The organism is Saccharopolyspora sp. NPDC049357 (genome assembly GCF_040677225.1).
In the GTDB taxonomy this organism is placed as follows: Bacteria; Actinomycetota; Actinomycetes; order Mycobacteriales; family Pseudonocardiaceae; genus Saccharopolyspora.
This window is the reverse complement of sequence record NZ_JBFAQJ010000002.1, coordinates 301,147-324,359: the sequence shown is the minus strand read 5'-3', so window position 1 is coordinate 324,359 and position 23,213 is coordinate 301,147. Positions and strand designations below refer to the sequence as shown.

Below are 23,213 nucleotides of genomic sequence, written 5' to 3'. Positions count from 1 at the left end.
CCTCTTGCGCGGTCGGTTCGGACCAAGACCGCCGGGCGCCGAGGGGCTACCAAGCGGGTGCTTGCTTGGGTAGGCTCCCTCCCGGGTTCGCGACGTCGGTGTCTGACCCGGGAGGACGAGATGGCTCGTGCGCAGGGCGTGGAGTCGATTCCGGCTGCGGTCCGGAACGCGGCGGAACGCTTCGGCGAGGTCGAAGCGCTGGTGGACGGCCCGGTCCGGCTGACCTTCGGTCAGCTCGCCGAGCGCGTCCGGGAACTGGCGCGGATGTTCGCCGCCGTCGGCGTCCGACCCGGTGACCGGGTGGCCCTGAACTCGCCGAACACCCACCACTGGGTGCTGGCCGCCCTCGGCGCCTCCTGCGCGGGAGCGACGCTCGTCCCGGTCAACACCCGCTTCACGGGCGTGGAATCGGCGGACCTGCTGCACCGCAGCAAGGCTCGCGCGCTGGTGGTGGCCGACGAGTTCCTGGGAGTGGACCGGCTCGCGGGCCTCCACGAGGCCGCCGGAGAGGGTCCCGGCGAGGTGGTCGCCGGATTGCCGGAGCTGCGCGCGGTCCTGCGCGTCCCGGTCGGCACCGCGTCCCCGGCGGGACCCGGTGTGCACGAGTGGGACGAGATCGGCGAACTGGCCGCGAAGGTGCCGATGTCCGAGGTCGACCGCCGCGCCGACGCGGTCACCGCGGACGATCTCGCCGACGTGCTGTTCACCTCCGGAACCACCGGTCGCGCCAAGGGCGTGATGTCGCTGCACCGCCAGACCCTCGGCGTGGCCAGGGCGTGGGCCGAGTGCGGCAACGTCCGCAAGGGCGATCGGTACCTGCTGGTCAACCCGTTCTCCCACAGCTTCGGCTACAAGGCCGGAATCCTGGTGTGCCTGCTGACGGGCACGACGATGGTCCCGCAGGCGATCTTCGACGCGGCCTCGATGCTCGACGTCATCGACACCGAGCGGATCTCGATCCTGGCCGCCGCGCCCACGATCTTCCAGACCTTGCTGCACGCGCCGGAACGCGGCGGCCGGGAGCTGCCGGGACTGCGCCTGGCGGTCACCGGTGCCGCGACGGTCCCGGTCGCGCTGGTCGAGCGCATGCGCTCCGACCTGGGATTCGACACGGTGCTCACCGCCTACGGGCTGACCGAGGCGGTCGTGGCCACCATGTGCCGTCCCGGGGACGACGCCGAAACCGTCGCCCACACCTGCGGTCGCGCCGCCGCCGATTTCGAGGTGGCGGTGGTCGACGCCGACGGCGACGACATGGCCCCGGGTCAGGCGGGCGAGGTGGTGCTGCGCGGCCCGAACGTGATGCGCGGCTACCTCGACGACCCGAACTCCACGGCGCACGCCATCGACCACGACGGCAGGCTGCACACCGGTGACATCGGTGTCCTGGACGAACGCGGCTACCTGCGGATCACCGATCGCCTCAAGGACATGTACGTCTGCGGCGGTTTCAACGTCTACCCGGCCGAGGTGGAGCAGGCCCTCGCCTACCTGGACGGGGTGCGGGACGTGGCGGTGATCGGGGTGCCGCACGAACGCCTCGGCGAGGTCGGCAAGGCGTACGTGGTCGGTGACGATTCGCTGACCGAGGAGTCGGTGCTGGCCTTCTGCAAGCAGCGGCTGGCGAACTTCAAGCTGCCGCGCTCGGTGGAGTTCGTCGGTGAGCTCCCGCGCAACGCCTCCGGCAAGATCCTCAAGCGGGTTCTCGCGGAGCGGTGAGCCGGTTCAGCAGGGCTGACCTGATCGACGGCCGCGAGCCGAACAGCAGCAGGAACGTGGCCTCCCGGACCAGCCGCTGCGCGTGACTGCCCGGCAGCACCGATCGGCTGCCGTGGTGGACCGCAGCGGCCGAGGCCGCCCGCATCGCGAGCTCCGACGCCTGCGCCCGCACCTCGGAGAGCTCCTCGTCGGAGGCCGTGACCAGCTTCGACCGCGTCGCGTCGAGGTCATCGGGAAGCCCGCCGGCGTCGTCGCCGAGCAGCGAGATCGCCCGCCCGGCCACGCCGAGCGCGAGGGCGCCGTTGAACCGCACGGAACTGGAATCGCCCTTGAGGAACTCGGCTTGCGGCACGGTCGAGGCGATCCGGTCGCGCGGCACGAAGTGCCTGTTGAACCGCAGCGTCACCGTGCCGCTGGCCCGCACCGCCATCAGGTCGAGCGGTTCGGCGTGCAGCGTGTCGGTCTCCGCGACGTCGAGCATCGCGAAGATCAGCGTGTCCTCGGAGTTGCGGCCGGCGACCAGCAGCGAGTCGACCATGCCCCAGCCGGTGAACCAGGGCGCGGTGCCTTCCAGCAGGTATCCGCCGACGACCGGCGAGGCGCGCAGCGGCGCCGGACCCGTCCGCAGCGCCGAGGCCAGCGCGATCCCACCCCGGCGCTTGCCCGCGAGCAGGTCGGACAGGTAGTTCTCGCGCAGGTTGCGGTTCTTGGTGTTCTCGGCGGCGCTGAGCACGCCGTGGTGCTGGATCCAGACGAACGTCGTGGTCAGGCAGCCGCTCGCGAGGACCTCGATGAGCCGCAGCACCGACGGGAAATCGCCGACGTCGAGGGTGGCCAGGTCCTGCGACGCCGCGAGTCCGTAGAAGCCGCGCTCGGCGAGCAGGTCCAGGTGGCTGCCGGGGACCCGCTCGGCGGCGTCGACCTCCAGCGCGGCGGGGAAGAGCACGTCCTCGGCGATCTGCCGAGCATCCTGCAACGCGGGCGACTCCTGAGTCATCACCCCAGTTTCCCCGAGTCCCCACGACCGGCACGACGGGGCGTGACCACCTGGCGGTCACGCCGAGCTGGCGCTGGTGCTCGGTGTTCGCGCGGCCTCAACCAGCTGAAGCCGGCATCACTCGCCGGGGAGGCGTGGTTCGGCCATGCGCACCCCTGCGGTTCTCAGGCGTTCGTCGAAGGAGTCGGCGAGGTCGTTGAGCGCTCGTTCGCAGTCGCCCGTGTGGGCGGGGCCGTGCATCAGGCCGAGCGTGGTGGGCTGCAGGTTCGCGAGGGAGCGGATGGTCGGTGCCGTGGAGGGAGTCAGGCAGGTGGCGCCGAAGTTGTCCTCGGCGCTCAGCGCCGGTCCGACGATGTCGGCTTCGGTGAGCGCGGTGGTGCGGCCGAGCGCGGTGAACAGATCCCCGCAGAACAGGGTCCCGGTCACCTCCTCGAACAGCAGACCAGCGTCCCATCCGTGCGGTACGTGCGGTGTTTCGATGCGCCGGACGCGCTTGCCGCCGAGGTCCACCACCTCGTCGTGCGAGAGCTGCCGCGGCGGTCGGTCGGCCATGTCGTTGATCGACAGTCGGCAGCCGAGGGTCCCGTGCGCGATCTGCGAGGACGGCGCGGCGTGCAGCCACTCGTTCATCGACCCGCACTCGTCGGCCTCCAGATGTCCGAAGGCCACCCATCGCAGCCGGGACAACGGCACGATTCGCTGCACCGCGGCCGACACCTCCGGGAACAAGCCGCGCATCCCGGTGTGGAACAGCAGCGGTTCGTCCGCGGTCAGCAGGAACTGGTTGAACACGAGGCCAGGCGGCTCCACGTAGGTCGAAATCCGGTGCACACCGTCCGCGATCTCGGTGGTCTCCGTCGGCATCGCTGTTCCCCCTCGATCCAGCTCCTGTTGTCCGATCGAACCCAGTGTGACCCCGGACCCCGACAACGACGAGGTAATGGGGGCCGGGCGGGGCGCGGGGAGGTGGCGCACCGCCCGGCCCGGCGGGCTCGGCGTCGTGTCGGGGGCGCGTCGACGCCGAGCCTGGTCTTCGGAGGTCAGGAGGATTTCGGGTTCGTCGGCATGGGAACGTCGGCGAGGCGGTGGGCCGCGACGTTGCAGTCGGCGCAGGTCGGCCAGAACCAGGCGAAGGTCGAGTCGTCAGCGTGGATGTCGTCGCCGCAGAGGGCGGTGATCTCGGCGTCGTCCGGCCAGCCGCCGGGAGGCCGCGCTTCACCTATCGCGTGTCGTCGGCCGTCCCCGGGGACCCAGCTGAACGGGTGCGGCCGGTATCGCGGTTCGCCCATGTGCGGCGCCTCCATCTGCGGTGATCTCTGCTGGTTGCGACGTGGGCCACAAGATCAGCTCCACATGAGCGAAGGTATTGCATGTGTGCACATGCGCCAATTACCGAACTGGGTGAACGCAATGTGAGCACTCCTGTTGCAGGATGATCGACAGTCAGATGCGCAGCCAGGGAGTGCGAGAGATGGTCGAAGAGAACGAGGACGGGCCGGGACCCAACCTCCGACGCCGCGAGCTCGGGCGCGAGCTCCGCCAACTGCGCGAGCAGGCGGGCAAGAAGGTCGCCGACACCTCCAAGTACGCGGGCCTGACCGTCACCACGATCAACAGGATCGAAGGCGGCAAGCAGGTCATCCTGCCGCGCAACGTGCGCCTGCTCTGCCAGTTCTACGGCGTGGAGGCTCCGCTGTCGGACAACCTCGTCCGCCAGGCCGAGGAGTCCAACGAACGCGGCTGGTGGGCGATGTACTCCGACACCATGCCGGAGTGGTTCGAGAAGTTCGTCGGCCTGGAATCCGACGCCGACGAGCTGTGGAACTACTCGCCGATCGTGGTGGACGGACTTCTGCAGACACCCGAGTACGCGCAGGCGATGTTCGGGGTCAGGGCGTCGGCGGTCGACGAGCAGACGCTTCAGCGCTCGATCGGCCTCCGCAAGGCCAGGCAAGACCGGGTCAACTGCGAGAAGAACCCCACTCGGCTGCACGTCGTGCTCGACGAGGCCGCGCTGAGGAGAGCCGTTGGCGGCGAGGAGGTTCTCCGGAACCAGCTGCGCTACCTCGTCACGACGGCCGCGAAGCCGAACATGACGATCCAGGTCATGCCCTTCGCGGCAGGAGCGCATCTCGGATTGCAGACGCCGTTCTCGATGCTCCGGTTCCCGGAGGGGTTCGACGACATGGACGCCGTGTACGTCGAAAACCTCAGAGGTGGTGTTTGGTTGGAGCGCCCGAACGACATCAAGCACTACACCGAGGTCTTCGAGCAGATGCGTGCTGAAGCGCTCACGCCTGCCGAATCCGTGGAGTTCATGGATAGCCTTGCGTCGTCCCTGTGACACACCTGCGAAGGGGAGGACGCGAACATGAACGAGCTGGCGGGCGCCGTGTGGCGGAAGTCGAGTCGGAGCACCGATCAGGGGCAGTGCGTCGAGCTGGCGCAGAACCTGCCGCACGTCAGCGGTGTTCGTGACTCGAAAGCTCCTGAGCACGCCGCTTTAGCGTTCTCCAAGGAGCGGTTCGCGGACTTCCTCGTCGCGGTGAAGGCCGGCGAACTGGACGGTTGAGTTCGCTCGGCCCCTGCCCTGCGCGGCGGGGGCCGAGTCGTTCGCCAGATGTGACTTCGTCGAGGTCACGCCGATCGGGTTCGTGGCTAGCCTGGCAGGCGATCTGGAGTGCGCCTGCGAGGGAGAGCGTGACCATGAGTGACCTGGCGGGTTCGGGCCGGAAGAGCGATTCCGGCGGACTGCGGATCTCCAAGGGCCTGCTGGCCGGTGGCGCGGTCGTCTACCTGGTCACGATGGGGCTGCTGCAGTACAACTTCTCCCGGATGCACGAGCAGTTGGATTCGGTCACCTCGAATCTCACGCGCACCAATCAGCAGTTGGCCGCGTTGGGGAGTCTCGAATCGCTCGAATCCGAGATGGTGAAGCTCGACGAGAACATCGTCGCGATGCGCGGTTTGATGGGACCGTTTCCGGACATGGCGCGCAGCGTCAGCGCCCTCAACGGCCAGATCGAAAGCCTGGGGCGAACCATCGCGATGTTGCAGGGCGACACCGCCGGGCTTCCCTCGGTGTCGGCGAGCATCCAGCAGATGAGCGCCGAACTCCGCAGCATCTCCGGGCGCATGGACGAGATGAACCGAAACGTGGCCGGGACCAGCGGGAACGTCGGCGACATGGAAGGTCAGGTCGGGTCGGTGCAGCGCGATCTCGGCAAGCTCCAGGCCGACGTGGCCGACATGAGCCAGCGCCTGCGGTTCATCCCGAAGGCCCCGAACTGAACCCTCATCCATTGTGGAATTGAATTCTGCCGGAGCGCCGGAGGAATCGTGCCGTTGCGGCATGGTTGCTTCCGCGAGTCGTCTTTCTCGTCACACTTTTCGGCGCTGAGGTAAACAAGTGATCACGATGCGTCCAGCACGACCCGCCGCTCACGTCATCTGGTAAGTGTTGTGCTGTGGGGGATGTTGGTGATCGGCCATCCGATAGGGGCCGTTGTCCATGTTTTTCGGGGGAGAGATGAACAAGCCTGACGAGCAGGCGTCTCAGTCGCTCGCCGAATCGTCGGCTTCGGTGGCGGCCATGCGCGATGCGGTCGAGTCGTTGGACCTGAAGCTGGATCCGGAGGCGGGTGAGTCGATCCGCTCCGCCCTGGACGAGCGCTTGAACTCGGTCGACTCCTGGTTGTCGCAAGCGCGCGACCTCGCCCGCCAGGCACCGCTGGGGCAGAACCCGGTGGGCACGGCGATGGCGGAGAAGTTCGCCGGCAGAGCCGAGGGTGGCGAGCACTCGTTGGTCGCCGTTCTGACGCGCTACCGGGACGTCCTCGTGGACGCGCGCGACGCGATCGAGAGCGCCATGCGCACCTACCGGGAGACCGACCAGCGCGTCGCGGACTCCTTCCAGAAGCTCATCTGATCCGCCTGGCATCCAGGCCGAGGAGAAGAGAACATGCCGCAGGAAGCACCCGACCTCGCGTTGGTGGAGACGCAGAACTGGGCATCGCGCAGCCACCGCGAGCTCTACGACGCCGTGCACATCGAGAACGATCCCGGTCGCGTCGGTCAGCTCGCCGACGAGTGGACCAAGCTGAGCCGCGCGATGGCCGAGTCCGCCGACCGGATGTCCGAGCAGCTCCGCGCCACCGAATCGGGCTGGCAGGGGGAGGCCGCGGACGCCGCCCGATCGGCGATCGAGAAGCTGGCGAACTGGAGCCGCGACGCCGGGGAATCCGCCGGTGCGCTGGCAGATCGCGTCTCGGAGCAGGGCCGCGTCATGGAGACCGCGAAGGCCGAGATGCCCGAGCCGGTCAAGGGCGGCGAGGAGATCCACACCATCGCAGCGCTGACCTTCGCCACCGGTGACCTGGAGTCCTTCACCAAGGCGATGGGAGACCTGCGCGCCCACCAGGAGCGTTCCTCCAGCGCGCACGAGCAGGCGGTGCGGGTGATGACGCGCATGGAGGAGTCCTCCCGCGTCATCGACGGTGACACGCCGCGCTTCACACCCCCGCCGGACCCCATCGAGGAGCTGAAACCCCGCAAGACGGTCCAGTCGCTCGCCGCGACGGAGGCCAACGGGCCGGGCGAAGCGCCGACCCAGCAGCAGTCCGCGGGTGGGGGCGCCGAGGCGACTCAGAAGATGACCAGGCCCGCATCGGCACCGGCCGCTCAGCAACCGGCGGCTCCGCCGCTGGCCGCGCAGACCGGACCCGCTGGGGTCGGACCGGACGGAATGCCGTTGGCGGCGCAGACCGGTCCCGCCGGAGCCAACGCGCCGACGAAGAAGATGCAGATCCCGAAGATCGGCGGCCCGAACTCGATGGATCCGCCGACGATCCGGGCGAATCCGGTCAATCCTGCGAAACCGCCGTCGCTGGAGGACCACAAGCCCAAGAACACCACCGCGCAGAACGCGACCCCGTTCCAGGGCGGCGACGGCCAGACCGAGAAGACCCAGAAGCTGCGGCCGCACCAGGGACCGGACGGGCAGGCCTTCGGTCCGGGCGGGCGACGTCCCGGCAAGCCGAACGACCGCGACGGCAACCGGAAGTGGGGCGGGCAGATCCCCCCGATCCCCAACACCAACGGCCCGGACGGCGATACCCCGCCGATCAGCCAGACGAAGGCCGCCGGCGGGTCCTCCGGCGGCGCGGGTGGTCTGGGCGCGACACCTCCGCCGATGCCGTCCGGAGGTGCACCCGGCAGCAGCATCACTCCCGGTGGCACGTCCGGCATCGGTGGGTCGCCCGCCGGTGACCACGGCGGAGCCGGCCCGGTCCAGGGCGGCGGTGGCGCTCCGGGACAGACCTCGGCCGGCGGTGCCGGCGGCATGATGGGCGGCGGTGCGATGGGCAACCGCGGCGGTCAGGGCAGCGAGGACGAGGCGCGCAAGGCCAAGTACGTCGAAGGCGGCCCCGTCGTCGAGGTTCCGGGCAAGGACCTCCCGCCGCCGGTGATCGGCGAGGGCAAGAAGAAGAAAAAGAGCGAGGAATGACGAACCCGGACTTCGTGCTCTCCGCGGCCGAATTCGACCTGGTCTGGGCCGAACTCGGACTCGGGAAGATCCCGTACCCGCTCGAGGTTCCGAGCCTCGGTGCCACCACGAGGGAACGGGCGGAACTCACCGCAGAGGCCTTCCGCTCGCTGGCACGTCGCGGACTCGCCAACGAGCGCGATCTCGACCCGAGGCTCGCGGACCTGCTGCGGCTGATGGTCGACCACGACACATCGGTGGACGTCATCGGACACCGCGACCAGCCCATTCGCGCTCTCGCCGCCGTCGCACGACGCAGCGGAGTCCTCGCGCAGCTGGTGGGCGACGAACTGCGGCTGACCGAGATCCGCCCCACCGCGTTGGCCCTGTCCGCCGTCGGCGTGCTGCCGCCGGGCGAAGCGGGCCTGCAGCGGGCGATCTCGGTTCCGGCCGAAGCGCTGTCGAAAGCCCTCGAAGAGGACGACGACGACCCCTTCGGCGGTGACGTGGAAGAAGACGTCGCCCTGGTCAAGGCAGGCCTGTCACCGCAGGACGCGGCGACCGTGCTCGAACTCGCCAACAACCGCCGAGCAGGCGGGCAGTTCGGCGTTTCACGCGGAACACGCCGCTCCACAACCCTCGTGACCTGGTTCGACACCCACCAAGGCCGCTACCTGATGGTCAGCCAGGGCTCCTGGCTCAGCATCACCCCGGCCGACAACAAGAAGATCGAGCACCGCCTCGCCGACGTCGTGGCCTCAGTCGCCTGACGAACCGGAGAAATGGGGAAACCATGACGTCGTTCAAGGTCCAGGCCGAGGATCTGACCGCGCACGCCAGCCACCTGGAAGCGCTGACCGACCGGGTGGACACCGCGCTCTCGGCGGCTCAGACCGTGAGCATGTCCGACGAGGCCTACGGGCTGCTGTGCTCCTTCCTCCCGCCCATCGTCAACCCGATGGAGGAGGAGGGGATCAACGCGCTGAAGGCGGCCAAGGAGGGCATCACCGTCACGGCCGACAACGTGCGCTCCTCCGCCAAGGACTACCAGGAGACCGACGACGCCAACTCCGACGAGCTGAAGAAGTTCGACGAGGCCGTCAAGGTGAAGCAGTCGGCCGTGGCGCTGCGCGGAGTCCCGGCCGTCGACAGCGGCGGCGGTTCGCCGCAGCAGCTGGGGACCCCGGTGATGGAGCCGATGCAGCAGGGATCCGCGATGAGGGAGCCGCAGCAGCAGGGGACGCCCGTGATGGAGCCGCAGCAGGAGGCGGTGCGGGCGGCGGAGCGGGGAACGCCGCTGGCGGAGCCGATGCAGCAGGGCGTCTCCCCGCAGCAGCAGGCCGTCTCGCCGGTGATGCGGAGCGAACCGCGGGAGGAACTCCTCCGGCCGACCGAGCCCGGCACACCGGCCTGACAGGTCGCAGCTGTTTCGGATTTGGGATCGGTTCACGCCGAACACCACGGACTTTGAGATTTCGACGGAGGTTGTGCGATGACGGGCCAGAGCTCGGGAGGATTCGCTGTCGCCGGGGCCGACCCGGACGAGGCGGAGCGCCGTATCCAGCAGTGGGCGCAGGGTTTCGCCGAAAAAGCCCAGCGGTACCAGGAGGTTCAGGCGCAGACCGAGCAGCTGCGGCTGTCGGCCAGCAGTCCTGACGGTCGCATCAAGGTGACGGTGCGCGCCGACGGCAGCGTGACCGACCTGGAGTTCACCGACAAGGTTCGCTCGATGCCGCCGAACGAGCTCGCCGCGCAGATCCTGTCGACGATGCACCGCGCGCAGGCCGACATCGCGGGCAAGGTCGGCGAGACGATGGCCGCGACCCTCGGCGACGAGGACCAGCAGACCCGCTCGATGATGCTGGACAACCTGCGCGAGCGGTTCCCGGAGCAGCCGGAGGAGGAGTCCGAGCCGGAGACCTCCTCGAAGTGGGACGGCCCCGCTGAGGAGGACGAAACCCCAGCCCCGCCCGCCGCTCCGGCAGCACCGACGGCGCCTCCGGCGCCGCCGAAGCGACCGCGCTTCGAAGACGAGGACGACGACGAGTTCGGCCCGGACTTCGATCCGCTGCGCGACTGAGTTCTCCTACCTGATTTCTTGTTCTGGGGGGTTGTAGTGACGAATCCGTTGGTGGCTCAGCGCGAGGACTCGACGCAGTCGTACAGCGGTATCCAGATCGCCGAGTCGGTCGCCGACACGCAGAAGGCGATCGAGTCCGGTGATTGGGCCGGGGGCGTGCTGGGCGCGGTCGGGACCGGACTGGACGCGCTGGGCATGGCGCTGGACCCGTTCGGTGCGATCTTCTCGGCAGGCGTCGGCTGGTTGATCGAGCACGTCGGGCCGGTCTCGGACGCCCTGGACTCGCTGACCGGCGATCCGGATGAGATCAAGGCTCACTCGGAGACGTGGAAGAACGTCTCCGCCGAACTCGAAGCCATCAACACCGAGATGAAAGACCTGGTCAAGGCCGACACGGCCAGCTGGCTGGGCGAAGCCGGCGACGCCTACCGCAAGCGCAGCGAGGACACCGCGAACCTGATCGCCGCGGCCAAGTCCGCCGCCGACGGCGCAGCCGACGGCATCGGCACCGCGGGCGAGGTCGTCGCGGCGGTGCGCACGCTGGTGCGCGACATCATCGCCGAACTCGTCGGTCACCTGATCAGTTGGGCGTTGCAGGTGGTGTGCACGCTGGGCATCGCCCTGGCCTGGGTGGTGCCGCAGGTGGTCGCCGAGGTCGCCAAGGTCGCGGCCAAGATCGCTGACATCACCACCAAGCTCATCCAGGCCATGAAGAAGCTCTCGCCCCTGCTCAAGAAGCTCGGCGACTCCTTCGGAGACACCAAGAAGGCCCTCGACAAGATCAAGGCCGACAACACCAAGAACGACGGCCCGGCGTCGACGAAGCCGGTTTCTGACACCCCCGCTTCGACCAGAGCGGCGGGCGCCGACAACTCCGCACCGACCCACCCGTCCAACGCGGGGCCGGGGAGCCCGAACAGCCCGTCGAACTACAACGGGTCCGCGTACGACAACCCGGGAAGCGGGCCTTCGCCCACCACGCCGGCGTCGACGAACACGGCCGGTGCCCAGTCGACCAAGACCCGGGACGACGCAGTCCCGGCGGAGAAGAGGAACTGCGGCACCACGGAACCGGTCGACCTGGCAACCGGTTCTGTGGTGATGAGCGAGGTGGACCTGGAGATCCTCGGCCCGCTTCACCTGGTGCTGGAGCGGATGCACGTCTCCTCGTACCGGGCCGGCCGATGGTTCGGCGCGACCTGGGCCTCCACGTTGGACCAGCGCCTGGAGATCGATCACGAGCACGTCCGCTACTTCTCGCCGGACGGGATGATCCTGTTTTACCCGTTGCCGGCCGGGGACGCTCCGGTGCTGCCGATCGACGGACCGCGGTGGCCGCTGTCCCTGCGCGAAGACGGCTACGTCATCACCGAGCAGGGCAGGGAGCTGCACTTCGGCCGGTCGCGCGGTGTTCTGCCGCTGCTGCGGATCGAGGACGACGACGGTCGTCGCATCGACATCGAGCACACCCCGTACGGCCCGCCGAAGGAACTGCGGCACTCCGATGGCTACCACGTGGTGATCGACAGCGATGAGGGCAAGCCCACCGCCGTCAGGGTGCTGGACGAGCGGCGCGGCCTCGACGTGGTGGTCGTGCGCTACGGCTACGACGCTCGGGGGCGGTTGAGCGAGGTCATCAACTCCTCCGGAATCCCGCTGCGGTTCGACTACGACGACGCGGACCGATTGACCGGTTGGCAGGACCGCGTCGGGTCCTGGTTCCGCTACGTCTACGACGAGCACGGCCGATGCGTGCAAACCGTCGGTGACAAGGGCTACTTCGACGCCACGATCTCCTACGACGGGCTGGTCACCAGGCACACCAACTCGCTCGGCGGCGTCGCCGAATACCACTTCAACGAAGCCAAGCAGCTCGTCCGGGAGGTCGATCAGCTGGGCGGCGCCACGGTTTCGGAGTGGGACCGCTACGACCGGCTGCTGTCCCGCACCGACCCGCTCGGCCGAACCACCAGCTACGAGTACGTCGAACACGAGCGTCCCGCCGCGATCACCCGGTCGGACGGCAGCGTCGTCGAGCTGCACTGGGACGGCGGCTCGATCGAGTCGATCGGGGTGCACGACGGCGAACGGACCTGGACCCGCACCTACCCGGAGGGCGAGCGACCGGATCCGTTCGGTGGAAAGGTCGGTTCGGCACCGGAGTTCAGTCTCGACCTGCTGGAATCCGGACGCAGGGCGACCGGTGGAGGCGGCGAAGCCGGTGCCGCCCCTGAGCAGTCCCGCGACCTGTTCGGGCGGTTGGCGGAACGGACCACGCCCAGCGGAGGGCGCACCCAGCACGGCTGGACCGTCGAGGGCCTTCCCTCCTGGCAGCTGGACGCTCGGGGCGGTAAGCAGCAGTGGCGCTACGACCCCGAAGGCAACGAGCTCGCCCGAATCGATGAGCTCGGCGAAGTCTCGGCCAGCGAGTACGGGCCGTTCGAGGTGGTGACCGGCGAGGTCGACGCGACTGGAGCGCGCACGGTGCGCGAATTCGACACCGAGCGGAACCTGCTGTCGGTCACCAACCCGCAGGGGCAGACCTGGCGGTACACCTACGACCTCGCGGGCCGCGTGGTCGAGGAGTGCGACTTCGACGGCCGGGTCCTGCGCTACGCCTACGACGACGCGGGCCAGCTGGTGCGGTCGGTCAACGGCATGGGAGAGGTGACCGAGTACGTCTACGACGTGCTCGGAAACATGATCGAGTGGCGCGCGCCGTCGGGTGTCACCAGCTACGCCTACTCGCCGATCGGCTTCCTGGTCCGCGCGGCCAACGCCGATGCGGTCCTCGAATTCGAGTGGGACGTCGAGGGCCGGATCCTCGCGGAGACGACGAACGGGCGCACGGTCACCTTCGCCTACGACGACGAGAACAACACGATCCGGCGCACCACGCCGTCCGGTGTCGACAGCACGTGGTCCTTCGACGAGAACGGCGCCGCGCACGACCTGTCCTTCGCCGCGCACGCGATGCGTTTCGAGTACGACGCGGCGGGTCGCGAGACCGCGCGGTCTCTGAACGACGCGGTCAGGCTGTCGCAGTCCTATGAGGACGAACTGCTCGCTTCCCAGGCGGTCACCGGAAGTTCCGGGCAGGACGTGGTGCGCCGCCGGTTCTCCTACCGGGCCGACAACCGATTGACCGGTGTGCAGGACAGCGCCTTCGGTCAGGCCGGTTTCGAGCTCGACCAGGTCGGCCGGGTCGTCGAGGTGATCGCGCCGGATCGGCACGAGCGCTACCGCTACGACGCCCTGGGCAACGTGTTGGGCTCCGAAGGGGTGGCGAACGCCGAGGACGGGCCTCGCCGCTATTCGGGCAACACGCTGGTCGCCTCTGGCGGCGTCGGCTACCAGTACGACGCGCAGGGGCGATTGGTGCTGCGCGCCGTCCAGGCCGCCGGGAACTGGCACTACTCATGGGATTCCCACGACCGCCTGGTCGCGGTGATTACACCGCAGGGCGTCCACTGGCGCTACCGGTACGACCCGGTCGGCCGCCGGATCGCCAAGCAGCGGCTCGCGCCAGGGCCGGACGGCGGCGCGGTCGTGGCCGAGCAGGTCGACTTCGTCTGGGACGGCGCCACGCTGATCGAGCAGATCCACATCGACGCACACGGTCGGCGTGAGGTCACGACCTGGGAGCACCGCCCCGATGACGACGTGGTCGTGGCGCAGCTCGAACGCGACGGATCCGGTGAGCGGTTCCACTCGATCCTCACCGATGCGGTGGGCAAGCCGACCGATCTGGTGGCCGCCGACGGGCAGCTCACCTGGCACGACCGCACCAGCCTGTGGGGCAGCGCGCTGCCCGGCCAGCGGTCGGCGGCGACCCCGCTGCGCTTCCCCGGTCAGTACGCCGATGCGGAGACCGGCCTGAACTACAACGTCTACCGCTACTACGACCCGGCCACCGGCCGCTACCTCAGCCAGGACCCGCTCGGCCTCGCCCCGGCGGCCAACCCAGTGACCTACGTCGGCAACCCGCACGAGGAGACCGACGCCCTCGGCCTGGCACCGACCAAGCCCACTCGCAAGCACGCCGCCACCGGCCACGTGCCCAGAGCGGGCAAGGGAGGTCAGAACGCTGCGAGCCTCAACAAGGTGAGGAGCGGAAGGGTGACCAAGTCCAGGAATTCTGGCACGTCGAAGCCCAAGGCTCCGAATGGGCGGGTCTACCGGGACGGCACCTACGGTGACCGGAACGCCGAACGGAATCGTCTCAACACCGCGCACAACTACAAGATCGACGGCGACAGGACCCACCAGAGCGAACACGTCGCCGGCTACGACGTTTTGAAGGACAACGGCGGGGACAAGGGGAAGCGGACGGACCCGGAGAACAAGCCGCTGGAGAACAACGCCAACGCGTACTACGAGGACCGCAACAACCACCGGTACCACCCGGGAACGGGGAGCAACAGTCCCGCCGCCCACGAATCCGGGTTCACCAAGGGGGACGTCCGGGACGCACCCAACACGAAGAGCGACGCCGAGCTCAAGGAGGAAGGCAAGCTCCACGAAACCACGAAGGGCCGCTACGAGGAACGTCTCGGTTCCTACCGGCACGAACAGCGCGCACGCATCGAAGACAACGATCCGAGCAGCGCGGTGCAGCTCAACCAGCTCGGCTACGCGCACCAGCAGGGTTTCAAGAACTCGGAAACCGAGGCTGCGTTCCCCGGTCAGTCGCACAGCTTCTCCGACAAGGCCTACCACGGGGACGATCCCAACCACGTGCACAACAAGGATCACCCGTTGCACGACGAGAAGCAGGCGAACGCGGCCAAGGCCGAGCAAGAACGGCGGGACGCCGACCCGAAAAGCCAGGCTCTCGAGGACGAGCGGCAGCGGATGCGCGTAGCCGACGACTCGTACCACAAGATGGTCGAGGACATGCGCAACAGCGGTGAGGGAATGCGGTACGAGCCGAAGACGGGTGAAGCCGTTCCGGACGGCGGCCACAAGGTGGACGGCAGCTCGCACGTCACCACCAAGCCGGTGGACAAGTGGGACGCGGCCGAGATGCACGGGGCGCGCGATGGCGCGCGATCCGGTGAATGGCCTGGTTACGGGGGCTTCTACAAGAACCCGACGGAGGCCGACTGGCAGGCGCTCGAACGTGGTGACCTCGACCTGACACCGGAACAATGGGCAGCGCACGAGCGCGGTGAACTCGATCTGCCGAAGTTCCGGCGCGGGCAGGACTGACCGCCTGCGATCGCTGAGAAGGCCGACTTTCGGCCTTCTCAGCGATGCCTGCGTCTTCGACTAGCACGCCGCGTGCCGGACCGCGCCGGGTCTCGCTAGGTCTGCCAGAGGAATCGGGCGAGTTCGCCGTCCTGCGAAGTGAACAGGTATGCCGTCCCGCCATCGCCGAAGGTGACCCATCCGTTCGGGTCGGGGAAGCTGTCCAGTTCGAGGACGAAGCTGGGTGCGGATGCGGGCGTGTCCTCGTTCTGCAGCCAGTCCGGCTCGCCGCCGAGTTCCAGCGGTTCGGCGGGCACGAGCACGAGATCTGGCAGCATCGCAGGGCCTTCGACTCGCGGCAGCGCGGTGACCCATGGTGGCGTTGGCCCGTTCGGCTCGACTAGTGCTGCGTTTCCGCCGTTCTCGGCCTTCCACGCTTCTGCATCGGGGTCGGCGGAGCAGAAGATCAGCACCATCCGCTCGCCCAGGGCGAACTGCCCGAGGAACGGGATGGCCTCACCGTTGCGGTGGGGCCAGCGCGGAATTCCGATCCAGGACGGTTGCCCGCCGAGCCGGGTCGTACGGGCACCGGCCTGGTCAGGTGTTGCGGGGATCCAGTCCGCCACGGTGCGGTCTCCGTTCGGTTCTCGGCAGATGTTCTCGATGCGGGACAACCGATGGTGCTGCCAGACGTCCCACGGACATTTCGTTCCTTTCCGGGGTGGCCCATCGGCTTGTGTAACGAAAACTACCAATTCCAACGTTCATTTGGAGTCTTGAGCCTGATTGCCGAACCGGTAGCCTCGTCAGAGAGATCACTCTATTGGGGGATAAGTGACATCTGGTGAAGAACACGAGGCCCGTCTCGCGGAGCTGCGATCCAGGTTGGCGCAGATACGGCAGGGCGGAAGTCCGAATTCCTCGCCGGGGAACGGAAACCAGGAATTCACCGCGACCGCGGGTGATGGTGCCGTGCGCGTCGACGTCCGGGCCCGTCGCCTCGCCAGGGTTGACATCGCGTCGGGACTGATGGGCCAACCACGCGGCGAGGTCTCGAAAACGGTGCGCGAGGCGATCAACCAGGCCATGGCGCGTGCGCGCGCCGAATCCCCGCAAGCGGGCGACCCGGCACCGAACCTCGGCGCCATCGGCGACCAACTGGCCGACTTCGCCCGGCAATCCGGTGAGCAACTGCGCCGAATCCAGGGCGCCGTCGAGCAGAACATGGACAAGCTCGGTGGGCAGATCAGGGGGGACGCCTCACCCCAGCACGTGGACTTCTTGTTCGACGATGCGCTGGAGCTCGTGCGGTCGATGCAGTCCGCGCTCGCGGGGAACGCCACCGAGCCGATCACCGGTGAGGGACGCGACGAGTCGGACGAGGTCGAAGCCGTTGTGAGCGGAGGCGAGCTCACCGAGCTGACCTTGACCGGTTACGCCCTGCAGATGATGCCGGGTGAACTGAGCGATGCCGTCTGCGAAGCGGTGAACGACGCCTTCGAGGAGTGGGAGGAGCGTGCCGCCGGCGCGCAGGAGGACGTGGACGTCGAGGCGTTGCAGAAGCTGGGGGAACGGGCCGAGACGGTCCGATCGCAGAGCATGCAGCACTTCCGCAACTACACCGACAGCATGACTTCGATCATGCGCAACGCGGATTGATGGGGAGTTCGCACTATGGGAGCGGGATTCCAGGTCTTCCCGGATGACATGGGTGCCTCAGCGAAGAAGCTGCTCGAGACCGGGCGGTCGCTGGAAGGAGACGTTGAATCATTCCGTGCCGAAACCGAGGCGTTGACCAGTGCGTTCGGTGACGACGACCTCGGGTCGGCACTCGCGACGATCTACCAGGTCGCTTCGGAAGCGGCGTTCGAGAGCTTCCAGGACAACGCGCAGGGGATCAACGAGATCGGCCAAGAGCTGCAGGGAATGGCCGAGCACTACAGCCAGATCGACGTCGCCAACCAGGAAACGCTGCACAAGTTAATGGGAGGGATGCCATGAGCAGCGGGATGATGCTTCCTCCCGAGCTCTCGGGACTGCTGAACACGCTCGGCTTCAACTGGCCGCTCAGCGACGAGGGCAAGCTCTTCGACCTCGGTGGCCAGTGGTCGGGGTTCGCCGACAAGCTCTCGCCGGCCGCGGCCGACGCCGATGGGCACGCGCAGCAGGTCCTCGGCCAGAACACCGGCCAGGCCGTGGACGCGTTCGGGACGTTCTGGTCCGACGGCGAAGCTCCCAAGCAGAACCTCGAGGACGGCGCCACCGCCGCTACCTTGATGGGCACGGGCATGCACGTCGCCGGCGGCGTCGTGGTGGCCCTGAAGACCGCGGTGGTGGTCCAGCTGGCGGTGCTCGCGGTGCAGATCGCGCAAGCGATCGCCACAGCGGTACCGACCTTCGGCGCCTCGCTGCTGGAGATCCCGGTCTTCCGCCAGATCACCGACGTGCTGCTGGACCAGGCCCTCGACCTGGCGATCAATTCGGTGCTCAATGGCTAGTTCAAAGGGAAAGGGAGGGGCTGCCGGAAAGGCCGCAGCGGGCATTCTGAAGCCGGCGACCGCGAAGCTCCGCAAGCGGCGGCGCCTTAACAACGCAGGCAATCCGGCAACCAAGCCGCCCGCCACCGGGGCCGGCAACGGCAAGATCCAAAAGGTGGTGATCGTGGATGGCAAGAAGTACCCGGAGTCCGCGAAACACATCCGCGATGCGCAGGCCGCAGGCCACCCGAAGGCACTGACCATCAACCGGCCGGGCGCGAAGAGCAACCGCAAGGCATCGTTGAAGGGGATTCCGACGAGGTCGGGCAAGGACCGCGACGAGTACCCGCCTGCAATGTTCAAGGAAGGCGGCAAAGGTGCTAGCGTCCGGCACATCGATTCCTCGGACAACCAGGCTGCGGGTGCCTCCATCGGCGGCCAATGCAGAGGTTTGCCCAACGGCGCACGTGTTTTGATCGTTCCGAAGTAGAGGGTGGGAGACTGATGGCTTCGCCACTGCAACAACTCATGGCGCAGGCGCAGGGCCCCCTCGGGGACCCTGCGAATGTGGACTTCGGTCTTTCCGAGGGTCCGTTCGGCGAACTCGCCACCATGTTGACCGAGATGAACGGCTTCGTCGTCTTCGGCGGGGGTGTCCAGGTCTTCCGCGCCGGCACAGACGGGTACGGACCCGAACTGCTGGAGTGGAACACCGGAGACCCGTGGAAGGACAGCTACGCCGGCCTCGCCGACAACGTCTTCTGCTTCGGTCAGGACGTGCTCGGAACGCAGTTCGGCATCGTGGAAGAACGAGTCGTCCTCTTCGATCCGGAGACCTGTGACCAGGAAGTCTTCGGAGACAGCCTCAACGACTGGGCCGCCTGGTTGCTGGAGGACCCGCAGGAGAACGGCACCAGCGGTCTGATCGCGGAATGGGAAGACTTGCACGGGCCGCTCAATCTCGATCAGCGGTTGATTCCGCAGCGGTTCTTCGCGCTTGGCGGCGAGTACGCGATGGACAACCTGTTGGTCAAGAACGCGGCGGAGGCCATGCGGATCCGCGGACCGATCGCAGCACAGATCCACGATCTTCCTGACGGTGCCGAGGTCAGTTTCGAACTCAACGATTGAGCTGAAGAGGCGGTCAGCCCCCGAGGTCAGGGGGTTCTGCCGCCTCTTCGCCGTCGCGTTAGTCGCTGAGGTCAGACCTCGGTCGCCAGCTTCACTCCGAGGCCGACCAGGACGGTCGCTGTGACGCGGTCCATCCAGCGGCGGACTCGTTCCTTCTGCAGGAAGGCCCTGGCTCGGCCGGCCATCCAGACCAGGCCGGGGAGCCAGAGCAGGCCGACGGTGAGGTGGATGGTGACGAGGAGGGCGCCCCAGGCGGAGGCGGTCGGGCCCGTGGGGAGGAACTGGGGCAGCAGGCTCATGTAGAAGACGCCGACCTTGGGGTTGAGGAGGTTGGTCATCAGTCCTGCGCGGAGGGCGGAACGCCCGGCCGGGACCTGAACATCTCCGGTTTCCGGTTTCCTGTTGCGGGGCAACGTCTTCCACAGCGCGGTCGCACCGAGCCAGATGAGGTAGGCGGCGCCGAGGACGCGGACCGCGTTGTAGGCCAACTCGGACGCCGTGAGCAGTGCCGTCAGGCCGACGATGCCGGCCGTTCCCCAGACGAGGCAGCCCGTCGTGATCCCGAGGACGGCGGTCAGGCCCGCCTTGCGGCCTCCGAGGAGGGCGTGGCGCAGGGCGAGCATCGTGTCCAAGCCCGGTGTGATCACGGCGAGGACCGCGACGACGGTGAACCCCCACAGCGCTGCGCTCGTCATGCCCTCTTCCGCAGGTCGTCCCGACGGTGTCCTCGGAGAGTGCATCACGTCGGCGGTGTGCGGCGAGGGAGATTTCGACCACCCGAGCCCTGGGCGGTATTGGCCCGAACCGTCCATGATCGATGTCTTTTTGTCGGGTCGGTTCGGACCAAGCTCAGGTTGCCCCGTTCTCGACTGCTCTTACGCTCGTACGCGGACCGCTGGATCGAGATTGTGGAGGATTTCTCTCTCATGGGTGATCTCGCTAGCAAGCTGGACAAGGCTTACGAGGGCAAGAGCGTTGCGGAGCTGGCCGACGCGCCGGTGGCCGCGTTGCAAGGTGTCAGCGACTCCGATGCCGAACACCTCAAATCGGCCTTCGGCGTCAAGACCGTGCGCGACCTCGGCACGAACAAGTACTTCCTGTGGGCCCAGTCGATCGCCAAGCTGGCGGAGTAGCCGGGAGCCCGAAGCGCGGGGGTTGATCTTCGAGGGGATCAACCCCCGCTTGCTCCACCAGGGGGTTTGCGCCCCCAGCAGGACTCGAACCTGCGACCTAAGGATTAGAAGTCCTTTGCTCTATCCGGCTGAGCTATGGGGGCCGTTTGGTGGGCGGTATGCCCGACGTTGTGCAGCAAGCAGGGTAGCGGTCGGCCGCATCGCTTGTGGGATCTAGGCGGCAACGTTGCCGAGCCGGTACCTAACGGCAAGCTTTTCGACAACCGGCAAGCGGGCTACGCCGGGGGCAGTTTTTGCAGCGCCGCGGTGGTCAGCCCGAAGAGCCGGTCGGCGGTGTCCGCTGCTGAGGCGTCCTTGAGCGACAACATCGTCAGCAACGATCTGTCCGATCGGATCGCCGTCGCGGCCGTGCACGTCTGGTAATCCGTCACCGGTTCGCAGTACAGCCAGCTGGAGTAACCCCGCACGTCCACTTCGACGCCGCGCGGCTGGCGCTGGGCGATCGACGGGAACGGCTCGTGGAAGCCGGCGGCGGCCGTGTTGTCCGGGTGGCCGCCGAGCAGGTGCGCGCACGCGCCCGGCACCGGGTTGCCCGGGTGCGGTGGCCCCGCCACGCCACCGACGGGGACCAGGTCCTCGGGGGAGAGCAGGGTGCACGGGTCGACATCGCCGCGCGGGGACGGGATGCGGGGTGGTTGCGCGATCGCCGAGCGCGTCTGCGGTGTCTCGGGATGCTCCTGGAACCCCGCCGCGGGGATGGGGCTGCCCACCACCGTGGTCGAGCAGCCGCTCAGCGCCGATCCGCCGATCAGGACGCACAGCGCGAGCACCCGCGGTAGGCGATGACGGACATTCGGCACGGGATAACCGTAGCGGCGCGGAGTGCGCGAGACCACGCCCAGGTGCGCCATCCTGACCGGTGAAGCCGACACGTGGGCCGTTACGCTCGGTGTGTGCCATCAGAGTCCGTCGCCGAACCGAATTCCAGGCGCAGTGCTTCCGGCACGGTCGGCGTGCTGGTCTTCACCGCAGGGGTGCTCGCGGCGCTGATCGCCGCCGCCCTGACCACGCTGTCCGCCGGAGCCAACTACGCCCTGCTCGGACTGCCCGACCCGGGTCCCGTGACCCAGTACGGGCTGCCGGTGGTGCGGGTCATCGCCGAGACCGGGTCCGTCGTGGCCATCGGTTCGCTGCTGCTGGCGTCCTTCGGCATCCCCGCCCACCGCTCCGGCGCGCTGCTCGCCGACGGCTACGCGGCGGTGCGCACGGCCGGCTGGGCCGCTTCGGCCTGGTTCGTCGGTGCCGCCCTGATGGTGCCTTTCATCTGCGCGGACGCCACCGGGCGCCCGGTGAACGAGGTGCTCAGCGCCGACGTCCTGTTCGGCCTGATCGACGCGCTCGAGGAGGCCAAGGCCTGGGCGCTGACCGCGGTGATCGCGTTCCTCGTCGCGCTGGCGTGCCGGATCGTGCTGTCGTGGGGCTGGACCGTGGTGACCTTCGCGCTCGGCCTGGCCGGGCTGCTGCCGGTCATCGCCACCGGTCACTCCGCCAGCGGCGGCGCCCACGACATCGCCACCAACAGCTTGCTGTTCCACCTGGTCGGAGCCGTGCTGTGGGTGGGCGGGCTGATCGCCCTGATCGCCCACGCCGCCCGCGGCGGAGCGCACCTCCCGCTGGTCGCCCGCCGGTTCTCGGTGATCGCTCTGGTCAGCTGGATCGCCATGGCCGTGTCCGGGGTGATCAACGCGCTGGTGCGGGTCACGCCGGAGCAGCTGTTCGGCTCCACCTACGGACTCCTGGTGCTGCTCAAGGTCGCCGGTCTGCTGGTGCTCGGCGCGTTCGGATACGTGCAGCGCAACAAGGTCGTCGCCCGGCTGGAAGCGGGATCCTCCGGCTTGCTGCGGCTCGGCGCCGTCGAGGTGCTGATCATGTTCGCCACGCTCGGCGTCGCGGTCGCGCTCGGCCGCACCCCGCCACCCGGCGGCTACACCACCGTGCCCAGCCGCACCGAGCTGATCATCGGCTACACGCTCGACGCGCCGCCGGACACCCTGCGGCTGCTGTTCGACTTCCGCTTCGACCTCGTCTACGGCACGTTGGCGCTGGTCCTGGCCGGCCTCTACCTGTGGGGAGTGCTGCGGCTCAGGTCCCGGGGCGACGAGTGGCCGGTCGGCCGAACCCTCGCCTGGTTGTGCGGCTGCCTGACGATCCTCGTCGCCACCTCCGCCGGTGTCGGCCGCTACGCGCCCGCTGTGTTCAGCGTGCACATGGGGCAGCACATGCTGCTGTCCATGCTCGCCCCGGTCTTCCTGGTGCTGGGCGGACCGACCTCGCTGGCGCTGCGCGTGCTCAAGCCCGCCGGGAAGGGGACGCCCGCCGGGCCCCGCGAGTGGCTGGTGGCGTTCGTCAACTCGCCGCTGACCCGCGCGCTCACCCACCCGATCGTCGCGCTCGTGCTGTTCGTGGGCTCGTTCTACGCGCTGTACTTCACCGGCCTGTTCGACCTGGCGCTGAGCCAGCACTGGGCGCACCTGGCGATGAACGCGCACTTCCTGCTGGTCGGCTACGTCTTCTACTGGCCGGTCATCGGCATCGACCCGTCGCCGCGCCAGCTGCCTCCCATCGGCAAGGTCGGCATGGTCTTCGCCTCGATGCCCTTCCACGCCTTCTTCGGCATCGCGCTGATGATGTCCGCCAAGCCCATCGGCGGGGACTTCTACCGCAGCCTCGACCTGCCGTGGCTGACCGACCTGCTCGCCGACCAGCGGCTCGGCGGCGGTCTGGCGTGGGCGTCCGGTGAGGTGCCGCTGGTCGTGGTGATGCTGGCGCTGCTGATCCAGTGGTCCCGGGCGGACGACCGGCAGGCGCGGCGGATCGATCGCAAAGCCGACAAGGACGGTGACGCCGATCTCACCGCCTACAACGAGATGCTCAAACGCCTGGCTGATCAGGACTCGCCGCGCGGCTGAACACCCGGCCATCGCCCGTTCGGGTTCCGGGG

Annotated in this window: 23 protein-coding genes and 1 tRNA gene; 17 read left to right on the top strand and 7 right to left on the bottom strand. The window is 68.3% G+C overall.

Annotation, left to right across the window (positions count from 1 at the left end; translation table 11 throughout):
• Positions 1–120: 120 nt before the first annotated feature.
• On the top strand, positions 121–1,719 hold the full coding sequence (locus tag AB0J91_RS03165) for a FadD3 family acyl-CoA ligase (protein WP_363863623.1): 1,599 nt from the start codon (positions 121–123) through the stop codon (positions 1,717–1,719).
• Here AB0J91_RS03165 and AB0J91_RS03160 read toward each other — a convergent pair.
• The 3 genes from AB0J91_RS03160 to AB0J91_RS03150 form a co-directional block, all read right to left on the bottom strand.
• Positions 1,694–2,716 carry an acyl-CoA dehydrogenase family protein gene (locus AB0J91_RS03160; protein ID WP_363794597.1) on the bottom strand — a complete coding sequence of 341 codons (1,023 nt, stop codon included), beginning with the start codon at positions 2,714–2,716 and terminating at the stop codon, positions 1,694–1,696. The genes AB0J91_RS03165 and AB0J91_RS03160 overlap by 26 nt on opposite strands.
• A gap of 117 nt (positions 2,717–2,833) precedes the next feature.
• A complete protein-coding gene (locus AB0J91_RS03155) occupies positions 2,834–3,580 on the bottom strand; it encodes a hypothetical protein (protein WP_363863618.1) in 747 nt (248 codons plus the stop codon).
• Positions 3,581–3,756: 176 nt separating this feature from the next.
• Positions 3,757–4,005 (bottom strand): zinc finger protein, encoded by a 249-nt coding sequence (locus AB0J91_RS03150; protein ID WP_363794593.1) that lies wholly within the window; start codon positions 4,003–4,005, stop codon positions 3,757–3,759.
• 182 nt (positions 4,006–4,187) lie between these two features.
• On the opposite strand from AB0J91_RS03150, the gene AB0J91_RS03145 reads away from it, so the two are divergent.
• The 9 genes from AB0J91_RS03145 to AB0J91_RS03105 all read left to right on the top strand — a co-directional run bounded on the left by AB0J91_RS03145 (position 4,188) and on the right by AB0J91_RS03105 (position 15,492).
• Complete coding sequence (locus tag AB0J91_RS03145; RefSeq protein WP_363863615.1) at positions 4,188–5,060, top strand: helix-turn-helix transcriptional regulator; 873 nt, start codon at positions 4,188–4,190, stop codon at positions 5,058–5,060.
• A gap of 27 nt (positions 5,061–5,087) precedes the next feature.
• On the top strand, positions 5,088–5,288 hold the full coding sequence (locus AB0J91_RS03140; protein WP_363863612.1) for a DUF397 domain-containing protein: 201 nt from the start codon (positions 5,088–5,090) through the stop codon (positions 5,286–5,288).
• A 134-nt stretch (positions 5,289–5,422) separates the two neighbouring features.
• The gene (locus AB0J91_RS03135) at positions 5,423–6,007 is read left to right on the top strand and encodes a hypothetical protein (RefSeq protein ID WP_363863609.1); all 585 of its coding nucleotides are present in this window, start codon (positions 5,423–5,425) and stop codon (positions 6,005–6,007) included.
• Between the two features lie 238 nt (positions 6,008–6,245).
• On the top strand, positions 6,246–6,644 hold the full coding sequence (locus tag AB0J91_RS03130) for a hypothetical protein (protein WP_363863606.1): 399 nt from the start codon (positions 6,246–6,248) through the stop codon (positions 6,642–6,644).
• Positions 6,645–6,677: 33 nt separating this feature from the next.
• Positions 6,678–8,222, top strand: coding sequence for a PPE domain-containing protein (locus AB0J91_RS03125; protein ID WP_363863603.1), 1,545 nt, complete (start codon positions 6,678–6,680; stop codon positions 8,220–8,222).
• On the top strand, positions 8,219–8,971 hold the full coding sequence (locus AB0J91_RS03120) for an ESX secretion-associated protein EspG (protein WP_363863600.1): 753 nt from the start codon (positions 8,219–8,221) through the stop codon (positions 8,969–8,971). The genes AB0J91_RS03125 and AB0J91_RS03120 overlap by 4 nt, the downstream gene beginning before the upstream one ends.
• Positions 8,972–8,994: 23 nt before the next feature.
• Positions 8,995–9,615: a type VII secretion target gene (locus AB0J91_RS03115; RefSeq protein WP_363863597.1), complete on the top strand. Its 621-nt coding sequence runs from the start codon at positions 8,995–8,997 to the stop codon at positions 9,613–9,615.
• 78 nt (positions 9,616–9,693) lie between these two features.
• Entirely contained in the window at positions 9,694–10,281 is a 588-nt protein-coding gene (locus AB0J91_RS03110; protein WP_363863594.1) for a YbaB/EbfC family nucleoid-associated protein, read from the top strand.
• A gap of 36 nt (positions 10,282–10,317) precedes the next feature.
• Positions 10,318–15,492, top strand: coding sequence for an RHS repeat-associated core domain-containing protein (locus AB0J91_RS03105; RefSeq protein ID WP_363863591.1), 5,175 nt, complete (start codon positions 10,318–10,320; stop codon positions 15,490–15,492).
• Between the two features lie 95 nt (positions 15,493–15,587).
• Here the strand turns inward: AB0J91_RS03105 and AB0J91_RS03100 are convergent, their stop codons facing one another.
• The gene (locus AB0J91_RS03100) at positions 15,588–16,097 is read right to left on the bottom strand and encodes a hypothetical protein (protein WP_363863588.1); all 510 of its coding nucleotides are present in this window, start codon (positions 16,095–16,097) and stop codon (positions 15,588–15,590) included.
• Between the two features lie 208 nt (positions 16,098–16,305).
• Here AB0J91_RS03100 and AB0J91_RS03095 point away from each other — a divergent pair, with 208 nt between their 5' ends.
• The 5 genes from AB0J91_RS03095 (at position 16,306) to AB0J91_RS03075 (ending at position 19,079) form a co-directional block, all read left to right on the top strand.
• Positions 16,306–17,130, top strand: coding sequence for a YbaB/EbfC family nucleoid-associated protein (locus tag AB0J91_RS03095; RefSeq protein WP_363863585.1), 825 nt, complete (start codon positions 16,306–16,308; stop codon positions 17,128–17,130).
• Positions 17,131–17,262: 132 nt separating this feature from the next.
• Complete coding sequence (locus AB0J91_RS03090; protein ID WP_363863582.1) at positions 17,263–17,472, top strand: hypothetical protein; 210 nt, start codon at positions 17,263–17,265, stop codon at positions 17,470–17,472.
• Positions 17,469–17,969, top strand: a complete 501-nt coding sequence (locus tag AB0J91_RS03085) for a hypothetical protein (protein ID WP_363863579.1) — start codon at positions 17,469–17,471, stop codon at positions 17,967–17,969. The genes AB0J91_RS03090 and AB0J91_RS03085 overlap by 4 nt, the downstream gene beginning before the upstream one ends.
• Positions 17,962–18,438, top strand: coding sequence for a NucA/NucB deoxyribonuclease domain-containing protein (locus AB0J91_RS03080; RefSeq protein ID WP_363863576.1), 477 nt, complete (start codon positions 17,962–17,964; stop codon positions 18,436–18,438). The genes AB0J91_RS03085 and AB0J91_RS03080 overlap by 8 nt, the downstream gene beginning before the upstream one ends.
• A 14-nt stretch (positions 18,439–18,452) precedes the next feature.
• Positions 18,453–19,079: an SMI1/KNR4 family protein gene (locus AB0J91_RS03075; RefSeq protein WP_363863574.1), complete on the top strand. Its 627-nt coding sequence runs from the start codon at positions 18,453–18,455 to the stop codon at positions 19,077–19,079.
• 71 nt (positions 19,080–19,150) lie between these two features.
• On the opposite strand, the gene AB0J91_RS03070 is transcribed toward AB0J91_RS03075, so the two are convergent.
• Positions 19,151–19,774 (bottom strand): LysE family translocator, encoded by a 624-nt coding sequence (locus AB0J91_RS03070; RefSeq protein ID WP_363863571.1) that lies wholly within the window; start codon positions 19,772–19,774, stop codon positions 19,151–19,153.
• A gap of 231 nt (positions 19,775–20,005) precedes the next feature.
• Between AB0J91_RS03070 and AB0J91_RS03065 the strand changes: the two genes are divergently transcribed.
• Complete coding sequence (locus AB0J91_RS03065) at positions 20,006–20,212, top strand: hypothetical protein (RefSeq protein ID WP_363863568.1); 207 nt, start codon at positions 20,006–20,008, stop codon at positions 20,210–20,212.
• Positions 20,213–20,281: 69 nt separating this feature from the next.
• Here the strand turns inward: AB0J91_RS03065 and AB0J91_RS03060 are convergent.
• Together AB0J91_RS03060 and AB0J91_RS03055 are read right to left on the bottom strand one after the other, a co-directional pair.
• Positions 20,282–20,355, bottom strand: a tRNA-Arg gene (locus AB0J91_RS03060).
• A 132-nt stretch (positions 20,356–20,487) separates the two neighbouring features.
• Positions 20,488–21,072 carry a DUF3558 domain-containing protein gene (locus tag AB0J91_RS03055; protein WP_363863566.1) on the bottom strand — a complete coding sequence of 195 codons (585 nt, stop codon included), beginning with the start codon at positions 21,070–21,072 and terminating at the stop codon, positions 20,488–20,490.
• A 153-nt stretch (positions 21,073–21,225) separates the two neighbouring features.
• Between AB0J91_RS03055 and AB0J91_RS03050 the strand changes: the two genes are divergently transcribed.
• A complete protein-coding gene (locus AB0J91_RS03050) occupies positions 21,226–23,181 on the top strand; it encodes a cytochrome c oxidase assembly protein (protein WP_363863681.1) in 1,956 nt (651 codons plus the stop codon).
• Positions 23,182–23,213 lie beyond the last annotated feature (32 nt).